Annotated in this window: 16 protein-coding genes; 5 read left to right on the top strand and 11 right to left on the bottom strand. The window is 69.6% G+C overall.

Going from position 1 to position 15,343, the window contains the following annotated elements:
* Positions 1-179: 179 nt before the first annotated feature.
* The 3 genes from NBY65_RS27590 to NBY65_RS27580 form a co-directional block, all read right to left on the bottom strand.
* Positions 180-620: a VOC family protein gene (locus NBY65_RS27590; protein ID WP_150038786.1), complete on the bottom strand. Its 441-nt coding sequence runs from the start codon at positions 618-620 to the stop codon at positions 180-182.
* A 34-nt stretch (positions 621-654) separates the two neighbouring features.
* Positions 655-846, bottom strand: coding sequence for a hypothetical protein (locus tag NBY65_RS27585; RefSeq protein ID WP_150038784.1), 192 nt, complete (start codon positions 844-846; stop codon positions 655-657).
* Positions 847-949: 103 nt separating this feature from the next.
* Positions 950-1,822, bottom strand: coding sequence for an SMP-30/gluconolactonase/LRE family protein (locus tag NBY65_RS27580; RefSeq protein ID WP_150038782.1), 873 nt, complete (start codon positions 1,820-1,822; stop codon positions 950-952).
* Between the two features lie 195 nt (positions 1,823-2,017).
* On the opposite strand from NBY65_RS27580, the gene NBY65_RS27575 reads away from it, so the two are divergent.
* Together NBY65_RS27575 and NBY65_RS27570 are read left to right on the top strand one after the other, a co-directional pair.
* Entirely contained in the window at positions 2,018-3,271 is a 1,254-nt protein-coding gene (locus NBY65_RS27575) for a NupC/NupG family nucleoside CNT transporter (RefSeq protein ID WP_203330343.1), read from the top strand.
* A gap of 6 nt (positions 3,272-3,277) precedes the next feature.
* A complete protein-coding gene (locus tag NBY65_RS27570; RefSeq protein WP_150038780.1) occupies positions 3,278-3,754 on the top strand; it encodes a hypothetical protein in 477 nt (158 codons plus the stop codon).
* A gap of 88 nt (positions 3,755-3,842) precedes the next feature.
* Here NBY65_RS27570 and rpsD read toward each other — a convergent pair whose 3' ends face one another.
* Complete coding sequence (rpsD, locus tag NBY65_RS27565) at positions 3,843-4,460, bottom strand: 30S ribosomal protein S4 (protein ID WP_150038778.1); 618 nt, start codon at positions 4,458-4,460, stop codon at positions 3,843-3,845.
* Positions 4,461-4,667: 207 nt separating this feature from the next.
* On the opposite strand from rpsD, the gene NBY65_RS27560 reads away from it, so the two are divergent.
* From NBY65_RS27560 to NBY65_RS27550, 3 genes are read left to right on the top strand one after another with little or no spacing between them, the layout of a single operon-like run.
* On the top strand, positions 4,668-4,877 hold the full coding sequence (locus NBY65_RS27560; RefSeq protein WP_150038776.1) for a hypothetical protein: 210 nt from the start codon (positions 4,668-4,670) through the stop codon (positions 4,875-4,877).
* A 54-nt stretch (positions 4,878-4,931) separates the two neighbouring features.
* The gene (locus NBY65_RS27555; RefSeq protein ID WP_150038774.1) at positions 4,932-5,699 is read left to right on the top strand and encodes an enoyl-CoA hydratase; all 768 of its coding nucleotides are present in this window, start codon (positions 4,932-4,934) and stop codon (positions 5,697-5,699) included.
* A gap of 48 nt (positions 5,700-5,747) precedes the next feature.
* Positions 5,748-7,283, top strand: coding sequence for a peptide chain release factor 3 (locus NBY65_RS27550; protein ID WP_239002628.1), 1,536 nt, complete (start codon positions 5,748-5,750; stop codon positions 7,281-7,283).
* A 19-nt stretch (positions 7,284-7,302) separates the two neighbouring features.
* Here NBY65_RS27550 and NBY65_RS27545 read toward each other — a convergent pair whose 3' ends face one another.
* The 7 genes from NBY65_RS27545 to NBY65_RS27515 all read right to left on the bottom strand — a co-directional run bounded on the left by NBY65_RS27545 (position 7,303) and on the right by NBY65_RS27515 (position 15,315).
* Positions 7,303-8,103 carry a bestrophin-like domain gene (locus NBY65_RS27545; protein WP_150038770.1) on the bottom strand — a complete coding sequence of 267 codons (801 nt, stop codon included), beginning with the start codon at positions 8,101-8,103 and terminating at the stop codon, positions 7,303-7,305.
* 444 nt (positions 8,104-8,547) lie between these two features.
* Positions 8,548-9,552, bottom strand: coding sequence for an ABC transporter ATP-binding protein (locus tag NBY65_RS27540; protein ID WP_150038768.1), 1,005 nt, complete (start codon positions 9,550-9,552; stop codon positions 8,548-8,550).
* Positions 9,549-10,520 carry an ABC transporter ATP-binding protein gene (locus NBY65_RS27535; protein ID WP_150038765.1) on the bottom strand — a complete coding sequence of 324 codons (972 nt, stop codon included), beginning with the start codon at positions 10,518-10,520 and terminating at the stop codon, positions 9,549-9,551. Before NBY65_RS27535 ends, NBY65_RS27540 begins: the two co-directional genes overlap by 4 nt.
* A 3-nt stretch (positions 10,521-10,523) precedes the next feature.
* Positions 10,524-11,405, bottom strand: a complete 882-nt coding sequence (locus tag NBY65_RS27530; RefSeq protein ID WP_239002627.1) for an ABC transporter permease — start codon at positions 11,403-11,405, stop codon at positions 10,524-10,526.
* Positions 11,402-12,343: an ABC transporter permease gene (locus tag NBY65_RS27525; RefSeq protein ID WP_150038763.1), complete on the bottom strand. Its 942-nt coding sequence runs from the start codon at positions 12,341-12,343 to the stop codon at positions 11,402-11,404. Before NBY65_RS27525 ends, NBY65_RS27530 begins: the two co-directional genes overlap by 4 nt.
* 6 nt (positions 12,344-12,349) lie before the next feature.
* Positions 12,350-13,735, bottom strand: coding sequence for an amidohydrolase family protein (locus NBY65_RS27520; protein ID WP_150038761.1), 1,386 nt, complete (start codon positions 13,733-13,735; stop codon positions 12,350-12,352).
* Positions 13,732-15,315 (bottom strand): ABC transporter substrate-binding protein, encoded by a 1,584-nt coding sequence (locus NBY65_RS27515; RefSeq protein ID WP_150038759.1) that lies wholly within the window; start codon positions 15,313-15,315, stop codon positions 13,732-13,734. The genes NBY65_RS27520 and NBY65_RS27515 overlap by 4 nt, the downstream gene beginning before the upstream one ends.
* Positions 15,316-15,343: the final 28 nt, after the last annotated feature.

Below are 15,343 nucleotides of genomic sequence, written 5' to 3'. Positions count from 1 at the left end.
TACGGGGCCTCAATGGTTGCCGACGGTGAATCATTGTCCGGCGCCGGACTTCCCCGGCCGCTTCGCGTGCGATCTCATGCCGCCGCGGCGGCAGGTTGGCGCCCGGGCGCGGTGGTCACGGCCCGTTGGCGCGCCACCAACTTCCCGTGCCCGATGGCGCATCGCGGCGCCTGCCCGGATCAGCCCGGGCGATCCTGGTCGTTCGGCCACAGTCCCGGGGTGACGATCTCCAGGGAATGTTCGTCGGGATCACGGAAATACACGCTGGTTGCCCCCTGCGGCCAATCCAGCCGGCTTTCGATGAGAATATCCATGGCGGCGAGATGCGCGAGCCAGGACTCCAGGCTGCCCGCCGGAATGGCGAAGGCCAGGTGCAGGGCGCCATGCCCGTCATGCGCGGGAATCTCGCCGAAGGGCGTGGTCCCGGGCTCTACCGAGCCACCGCGCTGGAACAGCAGCAGCACGCCTCGCCCGGGCACCGAGAGGGCACGCATGCGATCGTCGCCCGTCATGGTCCGGAAGCCGAACACCTGTCCGTAGAACGCTTCTGACCGTGCAAGGTCGGCCACGTACAGCGCCGTCTCGAGAATGCGGGCGACAGGGGGCGGGCCAGGGGTCATGCAGCTTTCCGTCATGGGCCGGATCAGGGGCCGATCAGGGGGAGGACCCGACCGGCCGGGCAGGGCGGCGATGCAGCAGATCGCCCATCGCTTCGCGGGTCGCGCCGAGTTCGGCACGGACGCAGTCGAAAATCAGCGCGGCCTCGGCCGCGACCAGGGCGACACCATCCTGGTCATCGGCGAGATCGGTCAGGTCGAGATGAAGATGCAGCGGATCTGTGGTCATCAGAATCACCATCTTCCACTTCCGGAACGCGCCGGAACCGGTGAGGTTGCGGTGCGCTCCGGCATGAGACCACAGCCGTGTTACGGAGATGTGACAGGGGAGCTCACCCCGCGTAGCGCGGTTCCGCCAGGCCGCGCACCCCCGTCGCGACGGCCAGCACCGCGCCGGCCAAAGGCTGGGCGGCCAGGGCGGCGGCGTCCAGACCCTCGCGGGCCGAGGTGATGAACAGGGTGGCGAGGTCCGGGCCGCCGAAGGCGCAACTGGTCGGCTGGCTCACCGGCAGCTCCAGCCGCCGGTCAACGCGTCCGTCCGGGGCGTAGCGGGTGATGCGGCCGCCGCCATGCTCGGCGGACCAGAGATAGCCCCCGGCGTCCACGGTCGCGCCGTCCGGTACGCCGGGCGGCTCGATCCTGGCGAAGCAGGCTGCCGGGCCGATCTCGCCAGTCGCGGGATCGTAGGGAAAGGCCTGGATGGTGCGGGTCGGGCTGTCGGCCAGGTAGAAGATACGCCCGTCCGGGGACCAGCAGGGACCGTTCGGGATGGTCAGCCCCTCCAGCACCGGCTGCGCGCCGGTCTGCGGCTGCAGGCGGAACAGCCGGCCGCGCGGCGTGCGGCGGGTTTCCCCCATGGTGCCGGCCCAGAACCGCCCCTGCCGGTCGCATTTGCCGTCGTTGAAGCGCAGGTCGGCATCGCCGCCATGCGGCTCGGCGGCGGGGGAGAGGGCGCCGGTGGCCGGATCGAAGAACGCAAGCCCGCGCGCCAGCGCCAGCAGCAGCCCGTCCCCGTCCCCCCGCAGGGCCAGCGCGCCGACCGCTTCGGGCAGGGACCAGCTTTGCGTGGTGTCGCGGGCGGCATCCCAGCGCCGGACCGCCGGTCCCTTGATGTCCACCCACCACAAAGCCTGTGCCCGGGGGCACCAGACGGGGCCTTCCCCGAGGATGTCGGTGGTGGTGCCGATGCGGCGTGGCGTGTCCATGCGACCGGTCCTTTCCGCGGTTGCCTGCGCCGCCAACGTGCCACATCGCGACAAAATGCGCCGGCGCGCCGCAAAATCTGGACATGGACCGTTCCGGGTCGCAATAAACCGCCCCGTCATTGTCATCCACCGGACGAGGCGAGGCCGCCGCATGATCCTCTTTCCTGCAACACGAGGCTTCCGGTGGCCGGGGGCATGATGGAGACGCTGCGGCCGGTGCTCGGCATCGGCGCGTTGTTGCTGCTGGCCTGGATCCTGAGCGAGAACCGCCGCGATGTCCGGCTGCGTCCGGTGCTCGGCGGGCTGGCGCTGCAGGTGGCGCTGGCCGTGCTGCTGCTGTTCCTGCCTCCGGTGCAGCAGGCGATGCTGGCGGTCAACGATGCCGCCGAGGCGCTGAACCGGGCCACCAATGCCGGCACCCGCTTCGTGTTCGGCTATCTCGCCGGCCCGCCGCTGCCCTTCGCCGAGGCGCAGCCCGGGGGCGCCTTCATCCTGGCCTTCCAAGCGCTGCCGCTGGTGCTGACGATCAGCGCGCTGGCGACGCTGTTGTTCCATTGGGGGGTGCTGCAGGCGGTGATGCGGGGCTTCGCCTGGCTGCTGCGGCGCACGCTGGGCGTCGGCGGGGCGCTGGCGCTGGGGGCGGCGGTGCATGTCTTCGTCGGCATGGTGGAGGCGCCGCTGCTGGTGCGCCCGTGGCTGGCGCGCATGGCGCGGGGCGAGTTGTTCGCGCTGATGACCTGCGGCATGGCCGGGATCGCCGGCACGGTGATGATCATCTACGGCACGGTGCTGGGGGCGGTGATCCCGAATGCGCTGGGCAACGTGATCTCCGCCGCGATCATCAGCACGCCGGCGGCGATCGCGGTGGCGGCGCTGATGATTCCCTTCGATGCCGGGCGCGAGGACCGGGCCGAGCTGGTGCTGCCCGATCCGCCGCATGATTCGCTCGATGCCATCCTGAAGGGCATCGCCGCGGGCATTCCGATCCTGGTGTCGATCCTGGCGGTGCTGCTGGTGACGGTGGCGCTGGTGACGCTGGCCAACATGGTGCTTGGCCTGTTGCCGGCGATCGACGGCGCCCCGGTGACGTTGCAGCGCATCCTGGCGCTGCCGTTCCGTCCGGTGGTCTGGCTGATCGGCATACCGTGGGCGGAAAGTGGTGTCGCCGCGCAGCTCATGGCGACCAAGACGGTGCTGAACGAATTCGTGGCGTATCTGGGTCTGGCAGGCCTGCCGCCGGATGCATTGTCGCCGCAATCACGGCTGATCCTGACTTATGCGATGTGTGGCTTTGCCAATTTCGGGAGTGTCGGGATCATGGTGGGCGGCATTTCGGCAATGGTGCCGGAGCGGCGCGAGGAGGTGGTGCGGCTGGGGCTGCGATCGCTGGTCTCCGGCACGATCGCCACATGCACCAGCGGCGCGCTGGCGGGATTGCTGGCCGGTTGACCCGCGATGAAGCTGACCTTCCTTGTTGCCCTGATCCTGCTGCCATCGGCAGCGATCGCGCAGGTCCCCCCCGGCTATCGCGATCCCTCCGGCCAACTGACCGGACGGTCCGTCGAACAGGACGGCACCACCCGTTACTATGACTCGTCGGGGCGCAACACCGGGCGGTCCGTCGAACAGGACGGCACCACCCGTTACTACGACTCATCGGGGCGCAACACGGGACGGTCAGTCGAGAACAACGATACAAGCCGGTTCTATGATTCGGCAGGTCGTTTGCAGGGACGGGCCCAGACTGGCGGGGATACGACCCGGTTCTATGATTCCTCGGGTCGTCTGACGGGGCGGGCCGTCCAGCAAGGGGACACCACGCGCTACTATGATTCGTCAGGTCGTTCGATCGGCCGCAGCGTGCGCCGTGGGGACACAACGCAAACCTATGACCCGGCTGGCCGGCTGACCGGTCGGACCACGACGCGCTGAAAGAGGGATCCAAGGGCCTTGCGGCCCTTGGTGGAGGTCCAGGAGGCAAAGCCTCCTGGCAGGGTCCGGGGCAGCGCCCCGGAACAGGTCAGCGCGAGTAGAACTCGACCACGAGGTTCGGTTCCATCTGCACCGGGTACGGCACGTCGGAAAGCTTCGGCGAGCGCACGAACCGCCCCTTCATGGCGCGGTGGTCGACCTCGATATATTCCGGCACGTCGCGTTCGGAGCTCTGGGCGGCGTCGAGCACCACGGCGAGCTGCTTGGACTTCTCGCGGACCTCGATCACGTCGTTGTCGCGAACGCTGTAGCTCGGGATGTTCAGCCGACGGCCATTGACCAGGATGTGGCCATGGTTGACGAACTGCCGGGCCGCGAACGGGGTGATGGCGAACTTCATCCGGTAGACCACGGCGTCGAGCCGGCGCTCCAGCAGGTCGATCAGGTTCTCCGAGGTGTCGCCCTTGCGGCGGACCGCCTCGAAATAGTACTTCCGGAACTGCTTCTCGCCGATATTGCCGTAGTAGCCCTTCAGCTTCTGCTTGGCCATCAGCTGGACGCCGAAGTCGGTGGGCTTGCCCTTGCGGCGCTGGCCGTGCTGGCCGGGGCCGTAATCGCGCTTGGCGAGCGGGGACTTGGGCCGGCCCCACAGGTTGACGCCGAGGCGGCGGTTAATCTTGTACTTACTCTCGACGCGCTTGGTCATTGCGCGCGGCCCTTTCTTCGCGGCGCCGCTCGTTCCCCGTTTTGCGGGATCGTGGCGGCTTGTTGCACCGGTAGTCCCGCGCCCGATGGCATGGGCACGGGCGGGCGCACGCCCGGACGGCGTGTCCTCTTTCCCGGCAGGAGGCGGGGCGTATAGGCCGGGGGTCCCCGGCTTGTCAAACGCCGCGCGACAGGTTACCTGCCGGGCATGATCTCCCGTGGCGACATTCTCATGCTCGGCATCTCCGCCGGGGTGTCCGGTGCCCTGATCGGCGGGCTGATGCTGTTCGCCGGCATGGTCCTGATCACCAGCGGCGCCAATGTCGGCTGGCTGCTGCTGTTGCCGGCGGCGCCCTGCGGCGCGGTGATCGGCTGGCTGATGGGGCGGCGGCTGGCCGCGCAATTGCCGCCGCAATAGGTGACGCGCGCCGCAAGCTGGCCGAGAATGGCGGGCCAGCAGCGGAGGCGTGCCATGGCCCATATCGCCGTCGAGCAGCACGACGCGGTCCTGGAGATCGTCCTGGACCGTCCGGACAAGCGCAACGCCATCACCACTGCGATGTACACTGCCCTGGCGGATGCGCTGCAGGCGGCCGAGGCCGATCCGGCGGTGCGGGTGGTGCTGTTCCGGGGCAATGGCGGGGTGTTCACCGCCGGCAACGACCTCAAGGATTTCCTGCAGGAACCGCCGGCGGATGGCGCGGACTGGCCGGCGTTCCGGTTCCTGCGCGCCGTGGCCGGCGCCGCCAAGGTGCTGGTCGCGGCGGTGGAGGGGCCGGCGGTCGGCATCGGCACCACGCTGCTGCTGCATTGCGACCTGGTGGTCGCCGCGGCCAATGCCCGGTTCCAGTTGCCTTTCGTCAAGCTCGGCCTGGTGCCGGAGGCGGCGAGCTCGCTGCTGCTGCCGCGGCTGGCCGGCTATCACCGGGCCGCCGAGCTGCTGTTGCTGGGCGAGCCTTTCGACGCCGCCGCCGCCCAGGCCATGGGGCTGGTCAACCGGGTGGTACCGGTGGCCGAGCTGCTGCCGGCCGCGCGGGCGCTGACCGTCGCGCTGGCGGCGCGGGCGCCGGAGGCGGTGCGGGCGACCAAGGCGCTGCTGAAATCGGACAGTGCCACCCCGGCGGCGCGGCTGGAGGAGGAGGCGGCGCTGTTCGCCGCCCGGCTGCGCTCGGCCGAGATCCGGGAGGCGGTGGCCGCCTTCTTCGAGAAGCGTCCGCCGGATTTCTCGCATCCGACCTGATGCGGGCGACCTGACGGGGGCGCCCTGGGTCGCTATATGTCCGCCCTCATGAGCGACTCCATCTCCGAGATTTCCCGCCGCCGCACGTTTGCGATCATCTCGCACCCCGATGCCGGCAAGACCACGCTGACCGAGCGCCTGCTGCGCACCGGCGGGGCGATCCAGCTCGCCGGCAATGTTCGCGCCAAGCGCGAGCAGCGCAAGACGCGCTCCGACTGGATGGCGATCGAGCGCGACCGCGGGATCTCCGTGGTGACCTCGGTGATGACCTTCGAGCACGCGGGTTGCGTGTTCAACCTGCTGGACACGCCCGGCCACGAGGATTTCTCGGAAGACACCTACCGCACCCTGACCGCGGTCGACGCCGCGGTGATGGTGATCGACGCGGCCAAGGGCATCGAGGCGCGCACCCGCAAGCTGTTCGAGATCTGCCGCCTGCGCGACATCCCGATCCTGACCTTCATCAACAAGATGGACCGCGAGAGCCAGGATCCCTTTGCCCTGCTCGACGAGGTGTCGTCTTCCCTGGCGCTGGACACCGCGCCGGTGACCTGGCCGGTGGGGCGGGCGGCCGAGTTCGTCGGCACCTATGACCTGCGCAAGCGCGAGTACCACCTGACCGCCGAGCTGGCGCAGTCCGACCCGCGCTTCGCCCAACTGGACGAAGAGATCGAGCTGGTGCGCGCGGCGCTGCCGGAGTTCGATGTGGCGTCGTTCATGGAGGGGCACCTGACGCCGGTTTATTTCGGCAGCGCCATCAAGGAGATCGGGGTCGCTGACCTGCTGAACGGGCTGGCCGAGTACGGGCCGCGCCCGCGCGCCCAGCCGGCCGATACCCGCGTGGTCGAGGCCACCGAGGAGGGGCTGACCGCGCTGGTGTTCAAGATCCAGGCCAACATGGACCCCAACCACCGCGACCGTATCGCCTTCGCGCGCGTCTGCTCCGGGCGGCTGGCGCGGGGGATGCGGCTGAAGCAGGTGCGTACCGGCAAGCTGATCCCGCTGCATGCGCCGCAGTTCTTCTTCGCCCGCGACCGCGCCCTGGCCGAGGAAGCCTTCGCCGGCGACGTGGTGGGCATTCCCAACCACGGCACGTTGCGCATCGGCGACACGCTGAGTGAGAACGAGGACCTGAACTTCGTGGGCGTGCCCTATTTCGCGCCGGAGATCCTGCGCCGGGTGCGGCTCGATGACGCGATGAAGGCCAAGAAGCTGCGCCAGGCGCTGCAGGAGCTGGCCGAGGAGGGGGTGGTGCAGTTGTTCCGCCCGATGGATGGCAGCCCGGCCATCGTCGGCGTGGTCGGCACGCTGCAGCTCGATGTGCTGCAGGCGCGGCTGGGGGCGGAGTACGGCGTGAAGATCGGCTACGAGGCGCCGCCATTCCAACTGGCGCGCTGGATCTCCGGGGAGAAGGCGGTGCTGGAGAAGTTCCTGGCCGAGCAGCGCAGCTCGATGGCCGAGGATGTGGACGGCGACCCGGTGTACCTGGCCAGTTCGGCCTTCATGATGCGCCGCACCGCCGATCTGAACCCCGACCTGACCTTCCGCGACATCAAGGATTTCCGCGCGGTGGCGGCGGCCTGAGCGCCGCCGTGGCGGGAATTCAGGGAGATTTCTGCGCGAACCCCGGCGCGCCGGGGACGAAGTCCAGCACCTGCTCGATCGCCGTCGCCGGCACCTGCAGGGGCGATTCGTAGGGGTTCTCCTGGATCGCGATCAGGCCGAGCGCCACGAAGGCGGCGGCCGAGAACACCGACAGGGCGGCGAGCTGGGCGCGTGACTTCTCCAGGTGCACCAGCGCGATCGCGAGCTGGGTCAGCACCGAGAGCGCCAGCACGACCGCCCATTTCAGTTCCTCGGTGCGGGCGGCACTCAGCGCCAGGCGTTCCGAGCGCAGCGCGTGCTCCTTGAGCACGAGGTCGACGGCGGTGCGCTGCACCAGCGGGCCGGCGGCGGCGAAGCGGGGATCGAGGGTTTCCCGCAGCAGCGCCTGCAGCGTCGGGCTCGGCTCGGGGGAGCCGTTGCCCTCGGCCATGCGCGGCCATTCCTCGTCGACGACCGATTGCGCGTAGTCGCGGATGCGGATCCGCAACGCCGCATCGGCCAGGCCGGCGGCCTGGGCGACGTCGTACAAGGAAACCAGGGCGTGATGCTCGCCGGCCACCAGCTTGGCGGCGTCGGCATTCCGCTTCCAGACGTCGCGGGCGACGAAGCCGGTCAGCAGGGCGAACAGGACCGCGACGCTGCCGAAGAACGGCGCGACGACGCCGCGAAAGCTGACGACCCAGGCATGAATGGGGCCATGAAATGAGATCCAGTGGAAGAATGCCGCCGAGGCGACGTAGCCAAACGCCAGGATGAAAAGGATGGCGCGGGGTTCCAGGCTCAGCCAGGTATCGATCACGGCAGTGCGTCCACAGAATGTCGCTTTATTCCGGCGCCGATCGAATGCTCACCCCTGCTCGGAGTGATTGCCCGACGCGTCGCCGACATCGCGGAGATGTTGCGTATTTGTGATGAACTGGGTGTCGTGATCAAGCCATGGACAAGGTGGATGATGCCCTCATCGCCCGCTGCCGGATGACGACCCGACCCCACTGATGGCGGTCAGGCGGCCGTTCATTCGCACCGTCATGCTGAGTGCTCCCGGTTGCGGCCTGGGCGGCGCGGGCGCGACCACAGTTCCGGTGACGGACGGGAACGCCGGCACCGGCCGGACGGAGGAGGGGGTGGGGGCGGGGGCCTGGGCGACGGCCCGTGTCGCCCCGCCGGCCATGGCCAGCGCCAGAACCACTCCAGGCAGACAGGACAGCCGCATCCAGGACTCCCGCGAAGGCGTTGAGGCGTTTTACCCGGCCGGGGCGTCGTCTGCCCCTGCCAGATGACAGGCGACCAGATGCCCCGCCGGACCGGCCGGGCGCAAGACCGGGTCCTCGGTCGCGCAGCGCGCGATGGCCTGCGGGCAGCGGCCACGGAAGCGGCAGCCGGCGGGCAGGTCGATCGGGCTCGGCACGTCGCCCGACAGCACGACCCGCCGGCGCGCGGCCAGCGGGTCCGGCACCGGCACGGCCGACAGCAATGCCCGGGTGTAGGGATGGCGGGGCGTTGCGAACAGGGTGTCGCGGCTCGCCATCTCGACAATCCGGCCCAGATACATCACCGCCACCCGGTGGGTGAGGTGCTCCACCACCGCGAGGTCGTGGCTGATGAACAGCAGCGACAGGCCCAGCTCGTCCTGCAGGTCGCGGAGCAGGTTGACGATCTGCGCCTTGACCGAAACGTCGAGCGCGGAGACGGCTTCGTCGCAGACAATCAGTTCCGCCCCCGGGGCGAGGGCGCGGGCGATGCCGATGCGCTGGCGCTGGCCGCCGGAGAATTCGTGCGGCCGCCGCTCGGCCGCGTCGCGCGGCAGGCGCACCGTGTCGAGCAGCCGCGCCACCCGCTCGTCCAGCTCGCCGCGATGGCGCGCGAGGCCGAAATTGACGATCGGCTCGGCAATGATGTCGCGCACCGTCAGGCGCGGATTGAGGCTGCTGAACGGGTCCTGGAACACCATCTGCATGCGCCGGCGCAAGGGGCGCAGGCGGGCGGCGGAAAGATGGTCGATGCGCTCGCCGTCCAGCCGCACCTCGCCGCCGGTGGGGGGCGTCAGCCGCAGGATGCTGCGTCCCACCGTGGACTTGCCGCAGCCGCTTTCGCCGACGATGGACAGGGTCTCGCCGCGGTCGAGCGAGAAGCTGACGCCGTCCACCGCGTGGACATGGCAGGCCGGCCCCCACAGCGAACGGCGCCCGGCCGGGAAGTATTTCCGCAGCCCGGTGACCTGCAGCAACGGAGCCTGGGGGGCGCTCATGCCGCCACCTGCGCCGCATGATGGCAGGCGACGAAATGACCGGTTGCCTCCTCCACGCAGGCCGGAGCCACCTGGCGGCAGACATCGCTGGCCCGGGAGCAGCGCCCGGCAAAGGCGCACCCGTCGATCCGCTGGCGCAGCGAAGGCACCTGCCCGGGAATTTCCGCCAGCCGGTCCTGCCCGGCGCCCGGACGCGGCAGCGCCGCCAGCAGCCCCTGCGTATAAGGGTGCAGCGGTCGGGCGAAGATGGCGCGCACATCCGCCTCCTCCACCTTGCGCCCGGCGTACATGACGACGACGCGCTGGGCCATGTCGGCCACCACGCCCAGGTCATGCGTGATCAGCACGATCGCCGAGCCGAGCCGGGTCTTCAGGTCGCGCATCAGGTCGAGGATCTGCGCCTGGATGGTCACGTCCAGCGCCGTGGTCGGCTCGTCGGCGATCAGCAGCCGTGGGCCGCAGGCCAGCGCCATGGCGATCATCACCCGCTGGCGCATTCCCCCCGACAACTGGTGCGGATAGGCGCCGGCGCGGCGCTGCGGCTCCGGGATGCCGACCAGCGCCAGCATCTCCAGCGTGCGCGCCGCCACCGCCGTGCGCGACAGGCGCTGATGCACGCGCAGCGTCTCGCCGATCTGCCGGCCGATGGTCATCACCGGGTTCAGGCTGGTCATCGGTTCCTGGAAGATCATGCTGATGTCGTTGCCGCGCAGTCGCCGCATCTCGGCTTCCGAGGCCGCCAGCAGATCACGCCCGTCGAAGCGGATCGCGCCCGCCATGCGGGCCAGCGGCTCCGGCAGCAGCCGCAGCACCGCCAGCGAAGTCACGGACTTGCCGCAGCCGGATTCGCCCACCACGGCCACGGTCTCGCCGGCATCGACCTGGAAGGACAGACCCGAGACCGCGCGCACGATGCCCCCCGGCGTCCGGAACTGCACCTGCACCTGGTCGAGTTCGAGCAAGGCCATGGCTCAGAGCTTCTGCGCGAGGCGGGGGTCGAGGGCGTCGCGCAGCCCGTCGCCCAGCAGGTTGACGGCCAGCACGGCGACGCTGAGGAACACCGCCGGGAAGAACACGATATAGGGCTTCACCTGCCAGAGCCCGCGGCCCTCGGCCATGATGTTGCCCCAGGAGGGCACGGTCGGTGGCGTGCCGGCGCCGATGAAGCTGAGTGTCGCCTCGATCAGCATGGCGGCGGCGCAGACATAGGTCATCTGCACCATCAGCGGTGCCAGCGTGTTGGGCAGGATGTGGCGGTACATGATCACCAGCGGGCGGGTGCCGGCGGCGACCGCCGCCTCGACATAGGCGCGCTCGCGCAATGACAGCACCACGCCGCGCACCAGCCGGGCGACGCGCGGCACCTCGGTCACGGTGATGGCGAGGATCACGTTCTCCACCGAGGCCCGGGTCAGCGCCATCAGCGCCACTGCCAGCAGGATCGAGGGGATGGACATCAGCCCGTCCATGAAGCGCATGACCACGGCGTCGAGCTGGCGCACGAAGCCTGAAACCAGCCCGAGGGCGAGGCCGATGACCGAGGAGAGGATCGCCACGGAGAAACCGACGACCAGTGACACCCGCGTGCCGTAGATCACCCGCGAATAGAGGTCGCGGCCGAGCATGTCGGTGCCGAACCAGAAATCCGCCGAGGGCGGGCGGGTGCGCCGCGCCGGCGACAGCTTCGTCGGATCGATGGTGCCGAGATATGGCGCGAAGACGGCGATCGTCCCCAGCAGCGCCAACAGGGCAAGCCCCAGCACGATGGTAGGATGGCGCCGCACGAAGGTCAGCACCGGCCCGCGCCGGCGCACCGGCGGCCAGAGATCCGGCAGCGTGTCAGAGGCGCTCAATAGCGGATCCTCGGATCAAACACGGTGTAGAGCAGGTCCACCACGAGGTTGATCAGCACATAGGCGAAGCTGAACAGCAGCACGATGCCCTGGATCACCGGATAATCGCGCGCCATGATCGCATCGACGGTGAGCCGGCCCAGGCCGGGAATGGCGAAGACGCTCTCGGTGACCACCGCGCCGCCGATCAGCGAGGCGAAGCCGATGCCGACGATGGTGACGATGGGCACGGCGGCGTTCTTCAGCGCATGCAGGAACAGCACCCGGCCCTGCGCCAGCCCCTTGGCCCGCGCGGTGCGGATGAAGTCCTGGCCGAGCACGTCCAGCATGGTGGCCCGGGTGATGCGGGCGATCAGGGCGACGTAGACCAGACCCAGCGTCGCCGCCGGCAGGATCAGCCGGTGCAGGAACGGCCCCACGCCCTCGCGGATCGGGGTGAAGCCCTGCACCGGCACCCAGTCGAGTTCCAGCGCGAAGACATAGGACAGCACATAGCCGACCACGAAGACCGGCACCGAGAAGCCCAGCACGGAAACCGCCATGGCGCCGCGGTCGAGCAGCGAGCCGTGCTTCCAGGCCGCCATCACGCCGAGCGGGATGGCGACGGCCAGGGCGATCAGCAGGGTCAGCACCAGCAGCGAAACCGTCGGTTCCAGCCGCTGGCCGATCAGGTGCAGCACCGGCTGGTTGGTGAAGATCGAGGTGCCGAGGTCCCCGTGGCAGACCTGCCAGCTCCATTCCAGGAAGCGCAGCAGGAAGGGCCGGTCGAGCCCGAGGCTGGCGCGGATGCGCGCGACGTCCTCCGGCCCCGCATGCTCGCCGGCGATGATCGCCGCCGGGTCGCCGGGCGCCAGGTAGAGCAGGCTGAACACCACGAAGGCGACGATCGCCATGATCGGGATGGTGGCGAGCAGCCGCCGGAGGACGTAGGCAAACATCCTGGCTCAGGCTCCGGGCTGGCCGAAGGCGGCGCGGGCTTCCGGCAGGTCCCAGATTTTCTTCACCGCGGCGACGCCGGCACCGGTGATGTCCGCCTCGTCGGCATGCAGATAGCGTCCGCCGCCGACCAGCACGCGCCCGTCCACCACCACCATGTCGACATTGGCGCGGTTGGCCAGCGACACCAACGCACGGCGCGGATCGAACAGCGGCTGCAGGTGCGGATGGGTCAGATCGACCACGGTCAGGTCGGCGGTCGCGCCGGCCGCCACCACGCCAAGATCGGGCCGCCGGATCGCCGCCGCCGCCGAGGTCGTCACCGCGTCGATCAATTCGGGCGCGGTGGCGACATCCGAGCGCGCCGCCGTCACCTTGGAGATGATGGCGGCGGCGTTGATCTCGCCGAGCAGGTCCATGTTGTAGCCATCGGTTGCCACCAGCGTGCGCACGCCATGGCCGGCGAAACGGGCGAAGGCGGCGGTGCGGCCGGTGCGGGTGAAGACGCGCGGGCAATTCAGCACCGTGGCATCGCGCGCGGCCATCAGTCGCAAATCGTCATCGGTCGAGGCGACGCAATGCGCCGCCAGCAGATCGGGCGCCAGCAGGCCGAGCCAGTCCAGATATTCCGCCGGGGTGCGCCCATCGTACCGGGCCTTGATGGTGGCGACCTCGGCGTCGCTCTGGGCGAGGTGGATGGTGATCGGCACCCCCAGTTCCCGCGCCCGCGCGGCACAGGCGCGCAGCAGGTCGGGGCCGCAGGTGTCGGTGGCGTGCGGGCTCATGGCGACGCCGATGCGTCCGTCGCCCTTTCCGTGCCAGCGCGCGTGCAACGCGTTCCAGGCGGCCAGATCGGCCGCGCCGTCATCGCCCGCGTAGCGCACCACCCCGTCCGTGCCGGCCTTGGCATCGGCGGTGGAGAACAGGTAGGGCGCGCCGTAGAAGCGCAGCCCCATTTCCTCGGCGGCGGCGAACATTTCCGGGATGCCGTTGCGGAACGGCTCCATCACCGTGGTGGCGCCGCCCTTCAGCAGTTGCAGCACGCCGAGCCGGGCGATGGCGAGCCGCTCTTCTTCAGTCAGGAGAGCAATGCCTGACCGGGTGAGCGGCAGCAGCACGGTATAGATGATGCTGCGATTGGCGCTGCGCCCGGCGCCGTCCTCGGCATGACTGCGCGCCACCGCCTCGCTGAAGCAGTGATTGTGCAGGTTGAGCAGGCCGGGCAACACGAACCGGCCTGGCTGGTCGAAGACCTGGTCCGCCGCCGGGCGCCCGCTCGTCACCGCGGCGATGCGGTTGCCTTCCAGCAGCACCCAGCGATCGGCCAAAACCTCCTGCCGGCCGGCAGCATCGCGCCCGAGCACGTAGCTGCCGAAGATGGCGGTGCTGGTCATGCCGGCCGCACGTTCCAGAACACGGCGGTGCCGTTCATGATGCCGGTGATGGCGCTGCGATGGGCGGTTGGCTGCTTGTAGAGGCCGATCGGGTAGTAGGGCACTTCCTCGAAGGCCAGCTTCTGGACCTCGCGGCAGACGCGCTGCTGCTCGGCGAGGGTGGGGGCGGCCAGCCATTGCGCCCGCAACTCGCCCATCTTCTCGCTGCGGTACCAGCCCGGGGAATTGCCGTCGCCGCGCAGATTGGCGTTGCCGGCCGGGTTGAGCCAGTCGATGCCCTGCCAGTTGCCGACGCCGGCGCTCCAGCCGCCTTCGCTCACCGGCCCCTGCTTCTGCTGGCGCTGCTGCACGCTGCCGAAATCCATGGCGGCGTATTCGACATTCATGCCCGCCTGCTGCAGCAGGTCGAAGGCGACGTCGCCGAGCGGCTTCTGTGCCAGCGAATTGGCCGGCACCAGCAGCACCACCTTCTCGCCGGCATAGCCGGCTGCCTGCAGCGCCGCCTTCACCTTGGTCAGGTCGCGCCGGCCGCGGAAGACCTCGAGCCCGACATCGTTCGCCATCGGCGTGCCGGGGCCGAAATAGCCGATCGGCGTGGTCTGGTAGACGGGATCGTCGCCGGCCACGGCGGTCATGAAGGCGCTCTGGTCGATGGCGCCGAACAGGGCGCGGCGGATGGCCGGGTTGTTGAAGGGCGGCTGCAGGTGGTTCACCCGCATCATGCAGGCGAAGCCACGCGGGTCGAGCACCCGGGTGCTGACGCCCTTCGCCTTCTTCAGGATGGGCAGCAGGTCGTGCGGCGTGGTTTCCTGCCAGTCCTGCTCGCCGGTCTGCACCGCGGCGGCGCCGGTAGCGGCATCCGGCATGGTGGTCCAGACGACACGGTCGTAATGAACCAGCTTCGGCCCTGCCGTCCAGTCGGGCTTGCCGGTCGGGCGCGGGCGGTAGCGGTCGAAGCGGGCATAGACGTTGCGCGCGCCCTGCACGCGCTCATCGGCGACGAAGCGGAACGGGCCGCTGCCGACGACCTCGGTCAGCGGCTTGTAGGGATCCTGCGCGGCCAGGCGCTCGGGCATCATGAACGCCGCCTGGATGGCGGCCTTGCCGAGCGCCATCGGCAGCAGCGGGAAGGGCCGCTTCAGGCGGAAGCGGATGGTGCGGTCGTCGGGGGCGGACAATTCGTCGGTGGCGGCCAGCAGCTCGGCGCCGAAGCCGTCGCGCCTGCCCCAGCGTCGGATGCTGGCGACGCAATCGCGCGCCAGCACCTTCTCGCCGTCATGCCAGAGCAACCCCTCGCGCAAAGTGAGGTCCCATTGCCTGCCGTCATTGCTGACGACATGCCCCTCCACCATCTGCGGGGACACCTCCAGCGCGGAGTTCATGCCGTACAGCGTGTCGTAGACCATGTAGCCATGGTTCCGCGACACCTGCGCCGTCGAGTAGATCGGATCGAGGAAGGTCAGGTCGATCACCGGAATGAACCGCAATGTCGTCTGCGACTGCGCGCGGGCGATGCCGGGCAGGGAGAGCAGCGGCGCCGCCGAGGCGGCACGCAGCAGCGAACGTCGGGAGAGAGACATTCCGGGATCCTTCAGCAAACAAGTGGCC

It is taken from the genome of Rhodovastum atsumiense (genome assembly GCF_937425535.1).
Taxonomy (GTDB): Bacteria; Pseudomonadota; Alphaproteobacteria; order Acetobacterales; family Acetobacteraceae; genus Rhodovastum; species Rhodovastum atsumiense.
This window is presented reverse-complemented; position numbering and strand designations above follow the sequence as displayed.